We start from the raw sequence: 18,966 nt of genomic DNA on the forward strand, positions 1-18,966 counted from the left end.
GCGAACGGTCGTTATAAGTCGGTCCATGCTCGCTGAAACTTCGAGACCACCGTTGATGGGGACCACTCGCGATTGGGCGATGGACCTCGCGGTCAGCGTGGCGATCGGCCTTCTGCTGGGGCTGATGGGGCCGTTTGGCAGCTACTTCAACGGCGGGCCGTTGCTGCGGATCGCCTATTGGATCGGCAACATCGTCTGCGGGACGGTGGTGTTCGGCTGCTTGACCCGACTGTTGATCGCCTATGCCCGCCAGATCCATGCGCCCGATTGGGTGGTGGTGACCGGCGTCATTCTGCTGGGCAGCTTGATCCAGGGCGCGCTGTCGCGCTGGGTTGCCGTCACGCTCTGGCCTGAGTTGCGGCAAATCGTCGGTGCGCTGCGCTGGTACGGCCAATGCGTGGCGATATCGACGCCGATCGTCGTCGCCTACTATCTGCTGCGCGTGCGTCGGCGGACGCCCGGCCGCCCAGCGGTCGGACGCTTGCCGCCCGAGGTCGCCGTCGCGGAGCCGCTGGCCCTGGGCCAGGTGCTGTGCCTGCGCATGGAAGATCACTACGTCCGCATCCATACCGCCGCCGGCTCGCGGCTGGTGGCTGGGCCTTTCGAGCGTGTCATCGCCAATGTCGGCGACCTGGAAGGCATGCGCGTTCACCGCTCCTGGTGGGTGTCACGGGGCGCCGTGGTCGGCGTCGAGGTCGAGGGGCGCAATCTAAAGCTTCGGCTGTCGAACGGCCTGCGCGCGCCGGTCTCCCGCGCTTCCGTGGCCAGGCTTCGCCAGGTTGGCTGGCTGTCGGCGCAAGACTAATTTCCGCGTTGCGACGCCCTGTCGCGGGCCGTCTCGCGAACCTCCTGGCCAGGCCGAAAGGGCCGCGAAAATCCTAGCGACAGAACGCCGCAATCGCGCCGCAATGCCTAACGCCGACGGTGTCCGCGGCAGGGTCGAGCTTGACCTTGGGAACCGCCGCCCGGGCTGGGTTTCAGCCCTTTCGTAGGGCGGAGGAAGTCGGTTTCGGGGGCTTGAAAACCATCCCCGGTCATTTGCAGCCGCGACTCAGCGACCGCTTGCACCCGATTCGCAAATCAGATTAACCATTCAGCCAACGGGATCATTCACCATTAACCAGTCTTAAATTAACTCGCCGCAAAGTGCAGCCAGGGTTAATCAGGCGGCTTTCGCCGAGACGTCGAATAACGCCACCGAGTGGCGTGGAGGGGCTCATGCGCGTACTGTTGATCGAGGATGACAGCGCGACAGCGCAGACCATCGAGCTGATGCTGAAGTCTGAAGGCTTCAACGTCTATACGACGGATCTTGGTGAAGAAGGCGTCGATCTGGGCAAGATCTACGACTACGATCTGATCCTTCTCGACCTCAATCTGCCCGACATGAGCGGCCTGGATGTTCTGCGCACCCTGCGGGTGGCGAAGGTGAACACGCCGATCATGATCCTGTCGGGCTCCTCGGAGATCGACACGAAGGTCAAGACCTTCTCGGGCGGCGCCGACGACTACATGACCAAGCCCTTCCACAAGGACGAGATGATCGCCCGCATTCATGCGGTGGTCCGTCGTTCCAAGGGCCACGCTCAGTCGGTCATCAAGACGGGCGACATCATCGTCAATCTGGACGCCAAGACGGTGGAAGTGAACGGCAACCGCGTTCACCTGACCGGCAAGGAATATCAGATGCTGGAGCTGCTCTCCCTGCGCAAGGGCACGACCCTGACCAAGGAGATGTTCCTCAACCACCTGTACGGCGGCATGGACGAGCCGGAACTGAAGATCATCGACGTCTTCATCTGCAAGCTTCGCAAGAAGCTGGCGGCCTCGGCCCAGGGCAAGCACCACATCGAAACGGTCTGGGGCCGCGGCTACGTGCTGCGCGACCCGAACGAGCAGGTCGCGGCCGCCTAAGCCACCGCGACGGTTCTTCGCACACGGACAGGCGCCCGCCGGCAAGGCGGGCGCTTTTCTTTTATCAATCATGGGGTTGAGCCCAGTCTGGGTTCGCTCCCCGGCCTTGCCCGTGACAAAAGGGTCGAAGCACCGAATAGTGCTTGCCGGTGAAGAGGGCATTGGCCATCTTCCGGCGCGACGATTGCTGGGGGGCTTCTCAGCCGTGTCATTTTGACCTTGCGCGGCATCGAAACCGAAGGGGGACCGATGCAGGAATTTGACCCGCGACGCCCGACGCTCCGTCTGGCCCCGCGTGTGTTCACGGCCATCGCCGGTCTGGCCGCCCTAGGCCTGGGTTGGAAGCTAACGGCCGCCGACGTCGAGGCTCCGCTGGTCAAGGCGCCGCTGGACGCCGCCGCCGTGGCCGCCCTGCAGCATGTGGCCTTCGCCAGCGCCGAGGCCCAGCCCGGCTTCGACCGCCCGCAGAGCATCCCCGTCAAGGTCCGCCCCGGCGAGACCCTGGAAGGCGCCGTGCAGCGCGCCGGCGTCGCCCCCGAAGAAGCCCGCCTGGTCGTGGCCAAGCTTCAGGGCGCGATCGACACCGTCAACATCAAGGCCGGCATGGCCTTCGAGGCCGCCATCGCCCAGCGCCGCAGCGAGCGTGGCCCGGCCCGGCTGATCGGCCTGTCGATGCGCACCGGCCCGTCCTCGACCCTGACCGTCTCGCGCACCTTCGACGGCGCGCTGAAGCTGCGCGAGCTCGAGGAAAAGGTCACCGACGAGACCAAGGTCGCCTGCGGCGAGATGAACGGCTCGTTCTATGCGAGCGTCGCCAATGTGGGCGGCACGCCGGCCGTGATCAGCGAGGCGGCCAAGCTGTTCTCGCACAAGATCGACTTTTCGCGGGATATCCACGAGGGCGACCGGTTCTGCCTGGTGTTCGACCGCAAGGTCACCGAGAGCGGCCGCACGGTCGAGGCCGGCGACCTGGAATATGCCGAGGTCAAGGGCCAGCGCTTCTACGCCTTCGAGCGCGACGGAAAGACCCAGTTCTTCGACGAATTAGGCAAGAACATCAAGGGCTTCCTGCTGCGCACCCCGGTCGATGGGGCCCGGATCACCTCGGTGTTCGGCATGCGCAGGCATCCCGTTCTGGGCTATACCCGCGCCCACCAGGGCGTGGACTTCGGGGCCGGCACCGGCACGCCGATCCTGGCCGCCGGCGACGGCGTGGTGCTGGAGGCCAAGCGCTGGGGCGGCTATGGCAACTGGCTGCGCATCCGCCATGCCGGCCAGTGGGACACCGGCTACGGCCACATCTCGCGCTACGCCCCGGGCATCCACGCCGGCAGTCGCGTCCATCAGGGCCAGGTCGTGGCCTATGTGGGCTCCACCGGCCTGGCCTCGGGCCCGCACCTTCACTACGAGGTCTGGCTCAAGGGCCAGCGGGTCAACCCGATCGGCGCCAAGGTGCCTCAGGGCACGATCCTGGGCGGCGGCGAACTGGCCTCGTTCAAGTCCAAGAAGTCGCGGATCGACCGGATGCTGGCCGACGGCGGCTCGATCGCCACCAGCGAGGACACCCCCAAGCTGGCCCTGGCCAGCCTGAAGGCCGCCCCGGCCCTGCGCTAGCTAGGTCAGTCCACCCCCGCCACCGCCAGCAGGGCCGCCAGGCCCACCTGCATGCCCTTGAGGCTCTCGCCCTTCTCCACGTCGATCCATTCGTCCAGGGCGTGGGCCCGGCCGCCCTTGCCGCCCGAGCCGATGGTCACGGCCGGAATCCCCAGGCTCATGGGAATGTTGGAGTCGGTCGAGGAGGCGTCATGCTCGGGCTTGAAGCCCAGGGCGGTGATCGCCGCGTCGGTCAGCCCCACAATGGCCGCGTCGGGCGGCGTGCCGCCGGCCGGACGCTCGCCGATCACCTTGGGCTCATAGCTGATCTTGCCAAACCGCGTGGACCGCGCCGCGTTCTCGCCGGCCACCGCGTTGTCGAGGATGCCGATCAGCGTCTTGTCCAGCCTGGCCAGCTCGGCGGCGCTTTCGGAGCGCATGTCGAACTCCATGAACACCGCATTGGGGATCGAATTGACCGAGGTGCCGCCCCCGGTGACGCTGGCCGAATAGGTGGTCTTGGGATCAGCGGGAACCTGCACCGCATAGAGATCGACCACGCTCCGGGCCATCGCCGTCATCGGATTGACGGTCCCGAACGCGCCATAGCTGTGCCCGCCCGGTCCGTTGAACGCGACGTGATAGCGCTTGGACCCCGTGCCGCGATCCACCACCCGCGAGGCGTCCGAGCCGTCCATCGAGAAGAAGGCGGTGATCTGGCCCGCATAGCGGCTCTTGTTGAACAGATAGCGCACGCCGCGCAGGTCGCCGGGGCCTTCCTCGCCCACATTGCCGACAAACAGGATGTCGCTGCGGGTCTTGATCCCCGCCGCGTCCAGGGCCCGCATATAGGCCAGCAGGGTGGCCAGCGAGCGGGTGTCGTCGCCGATGCCGGGGGCCATCAGCCGGGTCCCCTCGCGCCGCACGGTCACGTCGGTGCCCTCGGGAAAGACGGTGTCGAGGTGGGCGGCCATGACCACGAACGGCCCCTTGCCCTTGGTCGCCGTCCCGGCCCGCACGCCGGTCACATTGCCCTCGGCGTCCATCGCCACGTCGCTCAGGCCGTGGGCCTTCAGCATCTCCAGATAGGCCCGGGCTCGGGCCTCTTCCTTGAACGGCGGGGCGGGGATCTGGGTCAGGGTGACGATGTCGGCCACCGTGCGGTCGAAGTCGGCGGCGAGCTTCGCGGTCGCGGCCTTGAAGGCGGGCGAGGCGACGATCTTGCCCACTGTTTTGGCATGATCCGGTTTGGGCGCAGCGATAGCCGGCGCGGCGATCAGGGCCCCGGCCAGGGCGAGCAGGCAGGCTGGGCGGTAAGGCGTATGGATCATGCGATGAGAGTCCCTGACTGGCCCAGGCACACTAGGGGGCGCGGCCCGGGGTGTCATCCGGGCGGACACGGGTTCGCAGCCTCGCCGGTTTGAGCGGCGAGTTGGGGAGGCGGCGGAGCGTCCGGGCCAGGCCCGGATGAGGGTAGTTGGAGTACCGTTTCGGCCGTGGCCGGAGCGCTCCGCACGGTTGTTATCCCTCTGGCCGGCACGCGCGGGTCTCGTTCAACCCTTTGCACCACATCCGGGCGCTCCTCCTCGCGACGGACCCAGCCTTGGGCTGCAGCCACGCCGATTCCGGAGGACCCGGAACTTACCTTCGGACGGGCGGAGGCTTTGGCCTTCCTCCGATGGACAGGTTTACGTCCCCTGTCCTCACTTTAAGCCGGCCGGCGCGGACTTCGTCCGACCGGTGGCCCCGCACAACCGCCCCCACCACCCGTCAGGTCGCCAGCTGGACGCCCTCCCCATGCGATGGAGCGAGGAGAAGTCTACGGGCGTTTTTGGGGGTGTTGCGTCGATTTTGGATCGTGACGCTGGGTGGGGCGGCTAGGGCGTTGAATTTGCTGGGGGCGAGGGGTGGCTATGCTCGTCGGAGTGCGGGGATAGAGTGCGGAAGTCTTCCCGATTGGCTCTAGTTGCTCTCCCTGAAGCTTCTCCATGACGCCACCCTCCGTAGCCCCGCATGGAAAGTGCGGGGGTGGAATTAGACCCTGATCGACGAAGGTCGGCTGTGCGGGGGCTCCCACCTTGCTCCTTCCTCCTAAAGCGATGATTTTTTTGTCTTAGAGTCCACAGCCGATGAGGGGCCCCGCAAAGGTCCGACGCGGCGCGGTTCCCTCGCTGCACGTTCAATGAGAAATGAGACGAAGAACCATGATCGGAACAGCAGTATAAAAAAATACCAAAGCAACAGAATGCAATAAATACGTCTATCGTAATGATCATGGGAAATGGTGAACATTGCTGCAATGAATGCAGCGGTCGAAATCAGTAGTGGCCAATAAATCCATGGATAGGCCACCGAAACCGACCGTCTCAGCGACGCTTGAAGCGACGCCGCAAAAAAGAACGCACCGGCCCCACACATAGTAATGAAAACAACTTGCATCGCCCGATCTGCCAGGCCGACCAGCGGAAGAAGCGCAAATACGATGCAGCCCGCGCAGATCAGGAAGATCGAACGGATAACTATTGCGTCCTCCGCTTTGCGTTGGCTGGCCTGCCTGATCTCTAGGGCGGCGACGTAACCCAAGACGGCGAGCGACAGGCTCGCGATCGTGGTCAGGAAGGAACCGAAACTACCGCTGTCCATCGTTAGTGACTTTGCATGAACCGCACGACGTCTGCGGGTGAGAGAATGGCCGCGCGCTTGCCGGCGAGTAAACCTGCGGCGAGATATGCCGCTGTGCGACTTGGCCCCCGCATTCGTGAAGCGAAACCAGCCCACTGTGCTGCTCTATCGATGAACGTATCGGCGATTTCGTCGATCGTGCCGCAATGATCGATGTGCCGTCCGCTGAATTGGCGAAATTCACCAAAAATCCGATGAACGAAGTCTGTATCTTCGTCGGATAAGCCAGCCAAGAGCGCCTTCTTAACCATATGCGAGCAGTTGTTGAGCGTTAGTGAGTAGACCGGCTGCGGTTCATTATAGAGCATGCTCGCGATCTTTTCTTCGACAAGATCATCATCGAGCGAGTGGGAGGTAACAGTCTGGGCGCGCCCGATTTCGTCCTCATCGATTTTGGCAAATCGGGATGGTACGCCGATCACCAATTCGTCGAACGACTTATCTCGACTAAGGGGGTGGAAGCTTAGATATTCATTGCCTGCCTTTATCGCAGCGTGGCCCCACTCGTTCGAGCCCCAATAGAACAGCTTAACCATGATAAAATTCCCCTTTGATCGTCAGAACGTCGTTGCGCTTAGATGAGAGACGCTTTCGGGATGTAAAGGAACTGGCGCTCGGCTTCGCAAGCGCGCAAACAAATAATCAGTCCTCCATCAAGCGCGGGCAAGCCAAGTATAGTCTGCTGGAGATACACTATGGGTACAGCGGATCATCGTGAATTTCCGAGGCGCGTGGATGGCAGCGCCATAGATCGGCAGCGGCATCGCTCTTTTCATCCGAGGTGCAGGAAAGCTTGCCGTCGCCCTCGGCGTTGGCGCGGTTGTGCTCGGTGATCGCGAAGAAATTGAACTTGGTCGTGTCAGTCGAGAAGGCGTAGGCCTCCAGTGGACACTCAGCGCCAACTCTGTAAGGGGTGTGGCTGCGTAGCGCCCTGAAGTAGGTCTACGCCTTGTCGCCCGGACCAACGCCCTGGCAAAACTCGACGAGACAACGCGTTGTCTGATCTGCATGATGCCCCCCGGCTCGCTTAACAAAGCTCTCTCATTGCGAGAGCGTTTTCAAGGGGCAAAACCATCGCGAGTCTGAGCGTCATCATAAATGCGCCAGAAAACGGACCTTCGGATCGCGCCAAGAGCCTTGCACCGGCCTCTACGCTTCAGCCCGACACCCCCTCGACCGAGCAAGATCACCGACCGCGCCAGTTCCTCGGGCTTGAGCTCGTCGACCGTCAAGTGACTTTCCTCCAGCTTGACCCGCCGCTTTGACCTCGCGGCAGACGAAAGGACCGACGGACAAGCTTTTCCCAAGCGCTGATTTTGGCGTCGTCACCCAGATCGTAACCCGTTCGCCGTCACCCTAACCCTCGATCTTGTCGATCTAGCGCATGCGCCTCTTGACCGCCCTTCGCTTGCCGGGCCCATGCACCCACCCCGCTACTCGCGCCTCGAGCGCTTTGCCGCTACGCTCCCTGCATGAACCGAGACGCCGTCATCGCCGTTCTGCGCGCCGCCGAGGCGGCCTTGCGCGCCATGGGCGTCTCGCGGGCGGCGTTGTTCGGCTCTACGGCGCGGGGCGAGGCGCGGCCGGATAGCGATCTGGACATCTTCGTCGAGCTGGATCCCGCCGCGAAGCTCGATCTCTACGACTATGTCGGCATCACCCAATATATCGCCGGCCTGTTCGCCGCGCCGGTCGATGTGGTCGACCGCGCGGGCCTGAAGGCCCATGTGCGGCCGTCCGCCGAACGCGACGCGGTCTATGCCTTCGGGCTACAGTGACAGCGCCCCATCCGGCCAAGCTGTAACCTCTCACCCTCCCACCGCCTGCGGCGGCGGGCCCCGCCCTCTCTCAAAGAGAGAGGGTTCAGGAGGCTGGCGCCTCAATCAAACACGATCACCGACCGCGCCAGCTCGCCGCGCTTGAGTTCGTCGAAGGCCGAGTTGACCTCTTCCAGCTTGATCCGCCGCGAGATCAGGGCGTCGAGGTTGAGCTTGCCGCTCATGTAGAAGTCCACCAGGCGCGGCATGTCGACCGGGAAGCGGTTGGAGCCCATGAAGCTGCCCTGGATGCGCTTTTCGCCCAGGAAGTCGGAGCCGTTCAGCTCGATCTTCACGCCCACCGGGATCATGCCGATGACATTGGCGGTGCCGCCCCGGCGCAGCATGCGGAAGGCCTGTTCGGCGGTGGTCTTCAGGCCGATGGCCTCGAAGCTGTGGTGCACGCCGCCGCCGGTCAGCTCCTGCACCTGTTTGACCGCGTCGCCGTCGTCGGCGTTGATCAGGTCGGTGGCGCCGAACTGCTTGGCCAGCTCCAGCTTGGCCGGCACGCGGTCGATGGCGATGATCCGGCCGGCGCCGGCGATGGCCGCGCCGTTGACCGCCGCCAGGCCCACGCCGCCGCAGCCGATCACGGCCACGGTCTCGCCCGGGCGGACATTGGAGGTGTGGGTCACCGCGCCCACCCCTGTGAGCACCGAGCAGCCGATCAGGGCGGCGCGGTCGAACGGCATGTCCTTGCGGATGGCGACGCAGGCGTGCTCGTGCACCAGCATCATCTCGGCGAAGGACGACAGGTTCAGGAACTGGGCCATCTTCGTGTCGCCGGCGCCGGACAGGTCTTCGCGGAACAGGCGCGGCTCGTCGGTCTTGGACCGGCGGGTTTCCGAGCTGATGCACAGGTTCAGGTGGCCGGTCAGGCACACCTCGCAGTGGCCGCAATAGGGGTTGAGGCAGGTGATGACGTGGTCGCCGACCTTGACGGTGCGGACCTCGGACCCGACCGCTTCGACGATGCCGGCGCTCTCGTGGCCCAGAACGGCGGGCAGGGCGTGGGTGTAGGAGCCTTCGACGAAGTGCAGGTCGGAATGGCAGACGCCGGCGGCCTTGGTGCGGATCAGCACCTCGCGCGGGCCCGGCTTGCCGATGGACACGGTCTCGATCTGGAGGGGTTTGCCCACCTCGCGCAACACGGCCGCCTTCATTCGTTCTCACTCCCTGGATCTGGGGCGAGATTAGCGTTCCCTCCGGGGCGAGCGGAAGGGGCTATTCGAACAATCGTTCGAATTGTTGGGTGGGCGGCCTCAGGCCGCGATGGCGGCGCCGTCGGCGGCGGCGGCGGCCGCCGCGGTGGCCCGTTCGGGAATGATGTGGCCGACCGACAGCAGCACGGTCATGCCGGTGTCCGACGTGATGACGGCCGAGACCAGGGGCGAGTTCTCCTCGCCCATCGACGGGGGCGGGTTGATCTGGTCGGCGTTGACGATGAAGCTGTCGCAGACCGCGTCGACCAGCAGGCCGGCGACGTCGGCGCCGCTCTCGATGACGATGATCACCTGGCGCGGGCCGTCTTCGGCGACGCCCTTGCCCAGGCGGGCCGACAGGTCGATGACCGGCATGACCTGGCCGCGCAGGTTGATGACGCCGCGCACATAGGGCGGGGCGTCGGGCAGCTGGGTGGGCGGGGTGACGCCGCGGATCTCGCGCACCGAATTGACCGGCACGCAGTAGGTCTGGGTTCCAACCTCGAACGACAGGACCTGAAGGGCTTCGCCCGTCTTGTACGCCACGTTGCTGGTCATGAGGCCTCCCGCTGATCGAGTGTTCACGGACGGCGCGCCGCCTCCGAACGTCTCAAGCGTGGCCCAAAATAGTGAACAAACCGGTTCTGAACGGGGCCCGGCTTTCGTTCAGGTTCGGTTCAGCCAGAAAGTCAGAGGGTGTGATCGAGGCCTCGGCGGCCCCGTCGCCGACGGGGTCCGGGCGATAGGGAGAGGGTTGATGACCCGCAGGATCAGCACCGTGATCGGCCGCGGCGCCGCCGCGCTCGCCGCGCTTTCGATGGTGGTGTCGGCCACCGCCGCATCGGCCGACTCGCGCGGTCGCCACCACTACGACCATCGCGGCGGCCGCGATCGCGACGGCGACATCGCCGGCGCGGCCATCGTCGCCGGGGTGATCGGCCTGGCCATCGGCGCCGCGATCGCCAGCGACGACAACGACCGCTACGACCGTCCGCACCGCCAGCGCGCCTATGGTCCGCCGCCTCCGCCGCCGCGCTACGACTATGCGCCCCGGCCCTATTACGAGGACTATGGCCGCGACTGCTGGACCACCCGCGACTACGACCGCCGCAGCGGCACGGTCTATGAGCGCACGGTCTGCCGCTAGCTAGGCCATTGATTTAACGGAATTCTTCGGATCCCTCGGTGAGCGGGAGATCCGGGGAAGGATCTGGTTTCGAATGAGCCTGGTCCCCGGGGCGGTCGCGAGATCCGTCCCGGCGAAGCCCCGGAGCCCCACACTCCGGGGCTTTTTCACGCCCGCGCGACAGGGCGCTTGCGAGTCGAACAAAATAGGAACATTGTGGCCTCGCCTTCAAGGGAGACCGCCGATGTCCGCCGCCTCTTTCCATGCCGATCCGTCCCACGGCGCGCTGTCGGGCGCCCTGTCAGGCCTGGGCGCGCGGGGGGCGCCGACCCAGGATCGGATGGAGGTGGCCGAGGCCGTGCTGTCGGGCGCCTGGCGCACGCTGCGCGCCGCCGGCTTCCGCGAGGCCGAGGTCCAGGCCCTGTTCGACCAGATCGCCGACCGGCCCGAAGACCTGGCTCGCCGCCTGCGGAAGATGGCTAACGCGGCCGGCTAAGCCAGCCGCGCTGGAAGGCGCGACATTTCATCGCATCCGGAAGGGCCGGCTTAGGGATCAGCCCTGGGTGACGGGGGCGGGCGCGCTTTGCGGCATGGGCGGAACCGGCGCCGGCGCGGCGGCGGGCGTCGGAGCCTGGCGCTGGAACTTCAGGCTGCGGCCCTGGAACTCGGCGCCGCTCTCCATCGCCAGCTGTTCGTGGGTGATGTCGCCATCGACCTTGGCGGTGCCATACAGCCGGACGGCTTGAGCGGTGATGCTGCCCAGCACGTTACCGTGGATCTCGATGACCTGGGCGGTCACCGAACCCTCGACGCGGCTGTTGGGGCCCAGGATCAGCTTGCCCACCCGGATGTCGCCCAGAACCACGCAGTCCAGGTGCAGTTCGCCGTCGCCGACCACGTCGCCCTTGATGGTCACGCCCTGGGCGATCATCGAGGCGGGCTTGGGGCGCGGGGCCGGGGCGGGGGTCGGCGCGCGCGGCGGCTCCAGCGTCAGGGCGGCGGGGGCGGGCGTGTTCTTGGTCTTGGTGAACATGGGCGGCGACCTTGTCTCGAAATGGCTCGTCGAGACATTCGGGAGCAAGATGGGCGCCGCCCCGGTCAAGCTAGTGTGCTGGATTTGAAGTTCGCCCGCGCCTGGATCAGCCTCTGAGCGAACTTCAAATCCAAAAGGCGCACTAGAAAACATAGACTGCCTAGTGCCTCGTCGCTTCCCAAGTTCGTCGGAGCCTGCCACGGGCGCCTGCGAACTTCGGAAGCGGGACACTAGGTCTTGTCGACCACGTGGGTCGTGGGCCGGTCGTCTCCGGGCGACAGCTCGTCGCGCCAGCGGCCCTTCTCGTCCTCGTAGGAAATGCCCGTGGTCTCGCCGGCCACCTGCTGCTCGGCCGCCGCGCGCTTGGCCCCGTTCAGGGCCGCCTCGTGGCTGGCGAAGGTCTCGGAGAACACATCCCCCAGCTTGTAGGCCCAGCCGCCGTCGTGTTCGACGATACTGTAGGTAATGTCGGTCATGGCCTGGTCTCCTGATGTGGAAGCATCAACGCGCCGCCAGTCAGCACGGTTGCGGGCGTCCTGTCTTGTCGGGAGCGGCGCGAGCGCGGACAACGGCGGGATGTTGTACCTCATCCTCAAAGCCGCCCTGTCGGGCGTCATCATCGCCGCGATCTCGGAGATCGCCCGCAAGTCGCCGGGCTTCGGCGCCCTGGTGGCGTCTTTGCCGCTGATCTCGATCCTGGGCATGATCTGGCTGTGGCGCGACACCCGCGACACCGTCCGCATGGCCAGCCATGTCGAGGCCACCTTCTGGTACGTGCTGCCGTCCCTGCCGATGTTCCTGGTCATCCCGGCGCTGCTGCGGCGCGGCCTGGGCTTCTGGCCCGCCCTGCTGGCCGGCTGTGCCCTGACGATCGGGCTCTATTGGGCGATGATGGCGGTGGGGCCCCGGCTGGGGATCAAGCTTTAACGGACGCTCGTTGATAACAGGACTATCAGTGGGCTCCCACGATGCGTGTATTCGGCTGCACGCCTTGCTTTTGGCAGTAGGCCAGATAGGCCTCGCGCGCCGTGTCGCTGTCGGAATAGCTCTCAACCTCTCCGTCGGGGCCGAGGTACTCGACGCGCCCGGTGAGCGAGAGTTGGATGATGCAAGGGGCGTCGCCGTGGCACCGCCAGCTGTCGGTGTTGCCGATAGGCTCAAAGATGAAGTCGCCGGGGCCAATGATCTCGCCGCTTTCAAGGATCTCGCGATAGCCTGACAGATTGAGCGCATGCGTGATGCCAGTATGGCGGTGAGGCGCGATGACCGTGCCCGGTTCCAGTCGAAGCTGGAGCGCGTAGCCGTTCTCCTCGAAGTGCAGGGGTCGCATCGAAAGGCCGGCGCGCAGCGGCACCCAGGGGATGTCCTCGGTGGCGACGGCATGAGCGTTGTCGGACATGGGCTGTTCCTCCGTTTCCGCTAGGCGGCGATCGCTGACCGATAGCGATCGAATGACTTGTCGATGGCGGCCTTCGCCCCTCCGATCATCTGGCGGCCCGTGCTGAACCCGAACACGTCGTCGAATGCGAGTGGGGCTACCCGGCGCTGCAGATCAAGAAGCGCTCTGGGTCCCAGCGGGATGGCGTTGGGATAGCTGTACATGAACGTGGCGAAGCGCCGGTCCATGACGATCTGGATCGCGTCGCCGGGGAAGAGCGCGCCGCCCCCTCGGGGGCCATCGGTCCACCACAACCCGGCGCTGCCGTCGAAGTGACCGCCCAGGTGGACAAGCTCGATCGACGCGGCCAGTTCCAAGCGATCGCCGCGCCAGAGGCGTATGTTGGGCGACGTGCGCTGGATCCAGTCCCGATCCTCGGCGTGAAGATAGATCGGCACGTCACCGAGCGCCGCGCTCCATTCAACCATCGCCGCATAGAAATGCGGGTGCGAGATCGCGATGGCGGTGACGCCGCCAAGTTCATTGATCCTCGCCACCGCTTCGTCGGTAACGGTTGCAAGGCACTCCCACATGACGTTGCCGCCGGCATGGGGGATCAGGAAAGCACGCTGGTTGATGCCGAAGCCGGGGGCGAGCACCAGCGTCGTCACACCGTCTTCATCGGTGAACGCGACCTGTTGCGAGATCCGCAGATCGGCTGGCGCGGCCCAGCGCTGGCCGTCCCACCCGACATACTGGCGTTCATCCGAGCAGATCAGGCAACGCGACGGCGGCAGAACGGACGGCGTCGACTGCACCCCGCACGTCTCGCAAATCCAGCCAATCGGATCCTGTGCGATTGAGGTGGTCATCGTCATCTCCTTGCACTCAATGCAAAAGGATTTATCTTGGTATCAAGATAATCAGGGATATCTCGATGTCAAGACAAAGTGGCGATCGCGACGGGATCGATGAGCGGCGGGATCAATGGTCGCTGGAGCTACCCGACCTCGACACCCGCGGCATGGCGGTCTTGGGTCGGATGCGAGCCATCACGCTGACGGTCCGCGGACCAATCGAAAAGATCTTTGCGGAGCGTGACCTCGACAGCGGGGAGTTCGATGTGCTCGCGACGCTTTTGCGCAGTGGCCCACCTTACAAACTTCGACCGACCGAGCTTTTTCGCTCGCTGATGATCTCCTCGGGCGGCCTCACGGATCGGCTCGGCAGGCTCGCCAAGGCCGATTTGATCAGCCGCGCTCCCGCGGCCGATGATGCGCGGAGCTTGCTGGTCTGCCTGACCGAGCGTGGCCGGGCGCTTGCCGTTGAGACTTTCCGCGCGGATATGGCTTTGGAGGCGGAGCTGATCGCAGCGCTATCGGCGGATGAACAGCGGCAGCTGGAGGGGCTTCTCCGGAAACTCGCCCACTCCGTTGGGTCGTACTGCTCAAACCTGCCTTGAAGTCGAGCTGCGTGGGCGGTCCGTTCCAGCTGGGCAAGACATCAGCGTCGCCATGCCAAACCGGCCGGGGCGCACTGAAGCCAAGCCTTTCAAAATCGCGATTTGAACCGCTGCTCGTCGAGCCTCCGCGCAACGAGAGGTCCGCTCATCATCCCCAACCCCCGCCGCCAAAGCAAAACGCCCGCCTCTCGCGAGACGGGCGTTTGGAAATCGCGGTGAGAGGAAGCCCTTAGGCCACCTTCACCCGAGCCGCGCTTTCCGGAAGATCCGTCCCGAACGCGCGCTGGAAGAACTCGGCCACGGTCGGGCGTTCAAGTTCGTCGCACTTGTTGAGGAAGGTCAGGCGGAACGACAGGGCGATGTCGTGGTCGAAGATCTCGGCGTTCTGGGCCCAGGTGATCACGGTGCGCGGGCTCATGACGGTGCTGATGTCGCCGTTCATGAAGGCGTTGCGGGTCATGTCGGCCACGCGGACCATGGCCGAGATCGTGCGCTTGCCCTCGACGGTGTCGTAGGACGGGTTCTTGGCCAGCACGATGGCGGCCTCGACGTCGTGTTCCAGATAGTTGAGCGTCGTGACGATGCTCCAGCGGTCCATCTGGCCCTGATTGATCTGCTGGGTGCCGTGATAGAGGCCCGTGGTGTCGCCCAGACCGATGGTGTTGGTCGTCGAGAACAGCCGGAAATACGGATTGGCGCGGATCACGCGGTTCTGGTCCAGCAGGGTCAGCTTGCCGCCGGCCTCGAGCACGCGCTGGATCACGAACATCACGTCGGGACGGCCGGCGTCATATTCGTCGAACACCAGGGCGATCGGGCGCTGCAGCGACCAGGGCAGGATGCCTTCGCGGAATTCGGTGACCTGCTTGCCTTCCTTCAGGACGATGGCGTCCTTGCCGACCAGGTCGATACGGCTGATGTGGCTGTCGAGGTTGACGCGCACCAGCGGCCAGTTCAGGCGCGCGGCGATCTGCTCGATGTGGGTCGACTTGCCGGTGCCGTGATAGCCTTGGACCATCACCCGACGGTCATTGGCGAAGCCGGCGCAGATGGCCTTGGTCGTCTGCGGATCAAATTTATACGACGGATCGATATCCGGCACGTGGCTGTCGCGATGGCTGAAGGCCGGAACCTTCATGTCGCTGTCGACGCCGAACGCGTCGCGGAGCGTCACCCACTTGTCGGGGACCAGGGTGATCAGCGGATCGGCGGCGGAGCTGGTTTCGGCGAACTCGGGCATTCCACCGGATTAGCGCCTTGACCTAGGGTAGGGGAAGGGGGCGCCGCACCGCGACGCCCCCTCCGGGCCACTTTTTAGTGGTTGGCGATGATCACCGAGGCGATCACGCCCGTGGCGATGGCCACCATCAGGTAGCGGTCATCGACGCGCTGCCAGCGATAGCCGCGCGGCGGGGCGCGCAGGCCGCGGCTGCGATAGTCGCTGACATAGTAGCGGTTGTCGCGATAGCGGTGGTCGAGGCGCTGGCCCCGGGCCCAATGACGATATTCGCGGCGCTCGTCCTGACGATAGTCGCGGCGGTCATCCCGGCGGTCATCCCGGCGGTCGTCGCGGCGATCATGGCGGTCGTCGTAGCGGCTCTGTTCATAGCGATGGTCATCGCGACGGTCGTCATGGCGTTGACCGGCGGCGTTGGCGGCGGTTCCGGCCAGCAGCGACAGGGCAAGAGCGGTAATGGCAAGGCGCTTCATGGCGGTCTCCTTTTCGATGACCCCAACCTAGTGAAGTCGATATGGCTCCGGCATGAACGGCCCCGATCAGCAATCGTTCATGTTTCATTTGTGAAATGTGGCTGGCGCGCCGGCGGATTCGCGCCGCTTCGGCCGTGCAGCCAAGCTGGGCCGTCGCGCGTTGGAGGCAGGATGAAGCTTCCGTCTGTTCCCGATCTCCGCCGAGACCTGCCGGCCCTGCTGGGCGCCGCCCGGCGGGAGGTGGGCGCGACCGCCGCCCTGCTGATCCTGGCCCTGGGCGGCATGGCCTTTCTGTCGATCGCCGACGAGGTGGCCGAGGGCGAAACCCGGGCCATCGACCTGGCCATCCTCGACGCCCTGCGCCAGCCGGGGCGACCCCATGAGCTGGTGGGGCCCGACTGGCTGCACGTGGCGGCGATCGACATCACCTCGCTGGGGTCGCTGGCGGTGCTCAGCCTGCTGATCCTGCTGGCCTTCGCGGTGCTGGCCTGCCTGCGCCGCTGGAGCGAGGGCCTGATGCTGCTGATCGGGGCGGGCGGCGGGGTGACCATCAGCCAGGGCCTGAAGGCGCTGTTCAGCCGCGAGCGGCCGGACATGGCCTATCGGGCGGTCGAGGCGGTCAACGCCAGCTTCCCCTCGGGCCACGCGATGATGTCGGCCGTGGTGTTCCTGACCCTGGGGGCCCTGGCCGCGCGCTTCACCGACCGCAGGCGGCTCAAGGCCCTGGCCCTGGGGGCGGCGGTCTTCCTGTCGCTGCTGGTGGGCTTCACCCGGATCTATCTGGGCGTTCACTGGGCCAGCGATGTTCTGGCAGGCTGGTGCGTGGGCGCGGCGTGGGCGATGGCCTGCTGGCTGGGGGCGTTCGCCTGGACGCGGTGGCGGGCGCGCTAGGCCGTCTTGGCCTTGGGCCGCCAGGCCAGTTCAGCCGAGGTCCACAGGGCGCCGGCGGCGTCGGCCACGCCAATGACCATCCAGCTTTTGGGCAGGGCGCCGGCCAACACCAGGGCCCCGATCGCCAGCGGCGAGCACAGGCGCAGAACCACGGAAGCCCGCATGTAGGTGCGCGCGCCGGTCCAGCCGGCCACGTGATAGGCCAGGGAGTAGGCGATCAGCATCAGGCCGAACATCCGCGCCCAGGGCTCGGCGACCGGATCCAGATCCGCGCGCAGCACGCGGGCGGCGTGGATCGGCGCGACGGCGAAGGTCGCGCCGGCGGCCGAGATCAGGGTTCCCCAGAACCAGATGCTCCACGGTATGCCAAAGGGCGTCGGCGTCACCGGCGTCGGCGCGCTGTCCAGGCACGGATCCTGCGGATCGCGATCGGTCATCGTCAGGCTGTGTCCCTCGCGCCCTCCCCGCGGGCGCGGGGGGAGCATGGCGGCAGCCGCGAGCCGCCGCAAGACCCGGGGTCCCTACTTGGTGGCGCCGGCCTTCTGAAGCGTCTTGTAGGCCTTGATCACGCGCTGCAGCTTGTGCTCGGCGCTGCGGTCGCCGCCGTTGGAGTCGGGGTGGCAGCGCTTGAGCAGTTCCTTGTAGCGGGCGCGAATCGCCGCGCCGTCGGCGGTGGCGTCCAGATCCAGGTCCGCCAGGGCCACGCGCTCCAGCTTGCCCAGGTGGCGCTCGCCGGCCATGCGGTCGGCTTCGGCCTTGCGCTGCTGGGCCCGGAACAGGCCGAACGGGTCGGCGATGTGGCGCGCGTCGCGGGCGGCCATGGCGGCGGCCTCGCGCGAGCGGCTGTCGGCCTTGAAGCTCCAGGTGGGCCGGCCGCCGGTGACCTTCTCGGTCTCCTGCTCGGCGCGGATCTGGGCTTCGTTCATGCCGGCGAAGAAGTTCCAGTTCTTGTTATATTCGGCCGCGTGCTTCTGGCAGAACCAGTAGTGCTCGTTGGGCATGTTGCGCGCCTTGGGGCACTTGGCCGAACCGGGCAGGCGGCACTCCGGATGGTCGCAACGCTTCTCGCCCGGCTTAAGGCCCAGCACGTCAGGCTGCGCGCTCTCCCCGGCCTTGGGCGGCCGGACGCGGATGTCGAAAAACTTGGGGCGGTATTCAAAGTCAGCGCTCATGAGCCCTAGAGTAAGCGCGAGCTATTTCCGTTCAAGGATTGACATGCGAGAGAGCGACATGGGCACCATATCAGACACCATTCGAAGCAAGCTCGAAGCGGCTTTTTCACCCTCCAGGCTGGACCTGACGGATGACAGCGACCGCCATCACGGCCATGCCGGTCACACCGGCGCCGGCGAGAGCCATTTCAACCTCGTGATCGAGGCCCAGGCCTTTGCGGGCAAGGGCCGGGTGGCGCGCCAGCGCATGGTGCACCAGGTGCTTTCCGAGGAACTGGCGGGCCCCGTGCACGCCCTGTCGATCATCGCGACGGCGCCCGGCGAAAGCTGAGCTTTTTCGCGATGATGGGGCTTGCGCCAGCGCCCCGCGACTGATTGCCTCGCTCCCCGGCCAAACCCTCCAGACGGGCTCGCCGGGGGAGCCTTCCCGGCTTTCGAACCCGTGAGGATGGCATGAGCGCCCAGACGACCAGCACCACCGATTCCGTTGAAACCCAGGCCGCCGCCGCCCTGCCGGCGCTGCTGTCGCGGGCCTATGCCCGCTATTCCGGCTTCACCGTCGCCGCCGCCGTGATCGACGAGGAGGGCGGGGTGCATCTGGGCGTCAATGTCGAGAACGCCGCCTATCCCTCGGGCACGTGCGCCGAGCAGACGGCGATCGGGGCCATGGTCACGGCCGGCGCGCGGCGAATCAGCCGGGTGCTGATCGCCGCCGGCTCCAACGCCGTGGTCCAGCCCTGCGGGGCCTGTCGCCAGCGCATCGCAGAGTTCGCGTCGGAGACCTGCGAGATCGTCTCGGTGCAGGATGGCCTGCCCACCCGGCGGGTGGCGTTCCGGGACCTGCTGCCGGAGAGCTTCGGGCCTCGCGATCTGGACTAGCCAGAGCCCTGGCCCCTGCCGACCGCGCCGACGGCGCGGAGGGGGCAAGTCGTGTCAGAGAACCCTCCAGACAAAGAAAAAGGGGCGGTCCGAAGACCGCCCCTTTC

24 protein-coding genes are annotated in these 18,966 nt (G+C 65.9%); 11 read left to right on the forward strand and 13 right to left on the reverse strand.

What is annotated here, in order from left to right; genetic code table 11:
- The first annotated feature begins 79 nt into the window (after positions 1 to 79).
- The 3 genes from ACQY9P_RS11375 to ACQY9P_RS11385 all read left to right on the forward strand — a co-directional run bounded on the left by ACQY9P_RS11375 (position 80) and on the right by ACQY9P_RS11385 (position 3,528).
- Complete coding sequence (locus ACQY9P_RS11375) at positions 80 to 805, forward strand: LytTR family DNA-binding domain-containing protein (protein ID WP_421739150.1); 726 nt, start codon at positions 80 to 82, stop codon at positions 803 to 805.
- 413 nt (positions 806 to 1,218) lie between these two features.
- Positions 1,219 to 1,914 (forward strand): response regulator transcription factor CtrA, encoded by a 696-nt coding sequence (ctrA, locus tag ACQY9P_RS11380; RefSeq protein ID WP_108490207.1) that lies wholly within the window; start codon positions 1,219 to 1,221, stop codon positions 1,912 to 1,914.
- A 249-nt stretch (positions 1,915 to 2,163) separates the two neighbouring features.
- Positions 2,164 to 3,528: a peptidoglycan DD-metalloendopeptidase family protein gene (locus tag ACQY9P_RS11385; protein WP_421739149.1), complete on the forward strand. Its 1,365-nt coding sequence runs from the start codon at positions 2,164 to 2,166 to the stop codon at positions 3,526 to 3,528.
- Positions 3,529 to 3,533: 5 nt separating this feature from the next.
- On the opposite strand, the gene ACQY9P_RS11390 is transcribed toward ACQY9P_RS11385, so the two are convergent.
- The 3 genes from ACQY9P_RS11390 to ACQY9P_RS11400 all read right to left on the reverse strand — a co-directional run bounded on the left by ACQY9P_RS11390 (position 3,534) and on the right by ACQY9P_RS11400 (position 6,725).
- Positions 3,534 to 4,838 carry a M20/M25/M40 family metallo-hydrolase gene (locus ACQY9P_RS11390; RefSeq protein WP_421739148.1) on the reverse strand — a complete coding sequence of 435 codons (1,305 nt, stop codon included), beginning with the start codon at positions 4,836 to 4,838 and terminating at the stop codon, positions 3,534 to 3,536.
- 760 nt (positions 4,839 to 5,598) lie between these two features.
- Positions 5,599 to 6,150 carry a hypothetical protein gene (locus tag ACQY9P_RS11395; RefSeq protein ID WP_421739147.1) on the reverse strand — a complete coding sequence of 184 codons (552 nt, stop codon included), beginning with the start codon at positions 6,148 to 6,150 and terminating at the stop codon, positions 5,599 to 5,601.
- A gap of 2 nt (positions 6,151 to 6,152) precedes the next feature.
- Positions 6,153 to 6,725, reverse strand: a complete 573-nt coding sequence (locus tag ACQY9P_RS11400) for a hypothetical protein (protein ID WP_421739146.1) — start codon at positions 6,723 to 6,725, stop codon at positions 6,153 to 6,155.
- Between the two features lie 936 nt (positions 6,726 to 7,661).
- Here ACQY9P_RS11400 and ACQY9P_RS11405 point away from each other — a divergent pair.
- Positions 7,662 to 7,967, forward strand: a complete 306-nt coding sequence (locus tag ACQY9P_RS11405; RefSeq protein ID WP_421739145.1) for a nucleotidyltransferase family protein — start codon at positions 7,662 to 7,664, stop codon at positions 7,965 to 7,967.
- Between the two features lie 101 nt (positions 7,968 to 8,068).
- On the opposite strand, the gene ACQY9P_RS11410 is transcribed toward ACQY9P_RS11405, so the two are convergent.
- Entirely contained in the window at positions 8,069 to 9,169 is a 1,101-nt protein-coding gene (locus ACQY9P_RS11410) for a Zn-dependent alcohol dehydrogenase (protein WP_421739144.1), read from the reverse strand.
- Between the two features lie 99 nt (positions 9,170 to 9,268).
- Complete coding sequence (locus ACQY9P_RS11415) at positions 9,269 to 9,766, reverse strand: chemotaxis protein CheW (RefSeq protein WP_421739143.1); 498 nt, start codon at positions 9,764 to 9,766, stop codon at positions 9,269 to 9,271.
- A gap of 199 nt (positions 9,767 to 9,965) precedes the next feature.
- On the opposite strand from ACQY9P_RS11415, the gene ACQY9P_RS11420 reads away from it, so the two are divergent.
- Both ACQY9P_RS11420 and ACQY9P_RS11425 read left to right on the forward strand, forming a co-directional pair.
- Entirely contained in the window at positions 9,966 to 10,355 is a 390-nt protein-coding gene (locus tag ACQY9P_RS11420; RefSeq protein WP_421739142.1) for a hypothetical protein, read from the forward strand.
- Between the two features lie 223 nt (positions 10,356 to 10,578).
- Positions 10,579 to 10,830 (forward strand): hypothetical protein, encoded by a 252-nt coding sequence (locus ACQY9P_RS11425; RefSeq protein ID WP_421739141.1) that lies wholly within the window; start codon positions 10,579 to 10,581, stop codon positions 10,828 to 10,830.
- 57 nt (positions 10,831 to 10,887) lie between these two features.
- On the opposite strand, the gene ACQY9P_RS11430 is transcribed toward ACQY9P_RS11425, so the two are convergent.
- Entirely contained in the window at positions 10,888 to 11,367 is a 480-nt protein-coding gene (locus ACQY9P_RS11430) for a bactofilin family protein (protein WP_421739140.1), read from the reverse strand.
- Positions 11,368 to 11,597: 230 nt separating this feature from the next.
- A complete protein-coding gene (locus ACQY9P_RS11435) occupies positions 11,598 to 11,843 on the reverse strand; it encodes a hypothetical protein (protein ID WP_421739139.1) in 246 nt (81 codons plus the stop codon).
- Between the two features lie 100 nt (positions 11,844 to 11,943).
- Here ACQY9P_RS11435 and ACQY9P_RS11440 point away from each other — a divergent pair, with 100 nt between their 5' ends.
- Positions 11,944 to 12,294 (forward strand): DUF3147 family protein, encoded by a 351-nt coding sequence (locus ACQY9P_RS11440; RefSeq protein ID WP_421739138.1) that lies wholly within the window; start codon positions 11,944 to 11,946, stop codon positions 12,292 to 12,294.
- 25 nt (positions 12,295 to 12,319) lie between these two features.
- On the opposite strand, the gene ACQY9P_RS11445 is transcribed toward ACQY9P_RS11440, so the two are convergent.
- Together ACQY9P_RS11445 and ACQY9P_RS11450 are read right to left on the reverse strand one after the other, a co-directional pair.
- Positions 12,320 to 12,766, reverse strand: a complete 447-nt coding sequence (locus tag ACQY9P_RS11445; RefSeq protein WP_421739137.1) for a cupin domain-containing protein — start codon at positions 12,764 to 12,766, stop codon at positions 12,320 to 12,322.
- Positions 12,767 to 12,786: 20 nt separating this feature from the next.
- Positions 12,787 to 13,617 carry an MBL fold metallo-hydrolase gene (locus ACQY9P_RS11450; protein ID WP_421739136.1) on the reverse strand — a complete coding sequence of 277 codons (831 nt, stop codon included), beginning with the start codon at positions 13,615 to 13,617 and terminating at the stop codon, positions 12,787 to 12,789.
- Between the two features lie 65 nt (positions 13,618 to 13,682).
- Here ACQY9P_RS11450 and ACQY9P_RS11455 point away from each other — a divergent pair, with 65 nt between their 5' ends.
- Complete coding sequence (locus ACQY9P_RS11455; RefSeq protein WP_421739135.1) at positions 13,683 to 14,207, forward strand: MarR family winged helix-turn-helix transcriptional regulator; 525 nt, start codon at positions 13,683 to 13,685, stop codon at positions 14,205 to 14,207.
- A gap of 229 nt (positions 14,208 to 14,436) precedes the next feature.
- Here the strand turns inward: ACQY9P_RS11455 and cobS are convergent, their stop codons facing one another.
- Entirely contained in the window at positions 14,437 to 15,447 is a 1,011-nt protein-coding gene (cobS, locus tag ACQY9P_RS11460) for a cobaltochelatase subunit CobS (protein WP_421739134.1), read from the reverse strand.
- 74 nt (positions 15,448 to 15,521) lie between these two features.
- Positions 15,522 to 15,917: an RcnB family protein gene (locus tag ACQY9P_RS11465; RefSeq protein WP_421739133.1), complete on the reverse strand. Its 396-nt coding sequence runs from the start codon at positions 15,915 to 15,917 to the stop codon at positions 15,522 to 15,524.
- A 171-nt stretch (positions 15,918 to 16,088) separates the two neighbouring features.
- Here ACQY9P_RS11465 and ACQY9P_RS11470 point away from each other — a divergent pair, with 171 nt between their 5' ends.
- A complete protein-coding gene (locus ACQY9P_RS11470) occupies positions 16,089 to 16,808 on the forward strand; it encodes a phosphatase PAP2 family protein (RefSeq protein WP_421739132.1) in 720 nt (239 codons plus the stop codon).
- On the opposite strand, the gene ACQY9P_RS11475 is transcribed toward ACQY9P_RS11470, so the two are convergent.
- Together ACQY9P_RS11475 and ACQY9P_RS11480 are read right to left on the reverse strand one after the other, a co-directional pair.
- On the reverse strand, positions 16,805 to 17,245 hold the full coding sequence (locus ACQY9P_RS11475; RefSeq protein WP_421739131.1) for a hypothetical protein: 441 nt from the start codon (positions 17,243 to 17,245) through the stop codon (positions 16,805 to 16,807). The two genes, ACQY9P_RS11470 and ACQY9P_RS11475, sit on opposite strands and share 4 nt — an antisense overlap.
- Before the next feature lie 84 nt (positions 17,246 to 17,329).
- On the reverse strand, positions 17,330 to 17,980 hold the full coding sequence (locus ACQY9P_RS11480; RefSeq protein WP_421739130.1) for a J domain-containing protein: 651 nt from the start codon (positions 17,978 to 17,980) through the stop codon (positions 17,330 to 17,332).
- Positions 17,981 to 18,038: 58 nt separating this feature from the next.
- On the opposite strand from ACQY9P_RS11480, the gene ACQY9P_RS11485 reads away from it, so the two are divergent.
- Positions 18,039 to 18,311: a BolA family protein gene (locus ACQY9P_RS11485; protein WP_421739129.1), complete on the forward strand. Its 273-nt coding sequence runs from the start codon at positions 18,039 to 18,041 to the stop codon at positions 18,309 to 18,311.
- 122 nt (positions 18,312 to 18,433) lie between these two features.
- Entirely contained in the window at positions 18,434 to 18,859 is a 426-nt protein-coding gene (gene cdd, locus ACQY9P_RS11490; RefSeq protein WP_421739128.1) for a cytidine deaminase, read from the forward strand.
- The last annotated feature ends 107 nt before the right edge of the window (positions 18,860 to 18,966 follow it).

Source organism: Caulobacter sp., assembly GCF_965279145.1.
Lineage (GTDB): Bacteria > Pseudomonadota > Alphaproteobacteria > Caulobacterales > Caulobacteraceae > Caulobacter.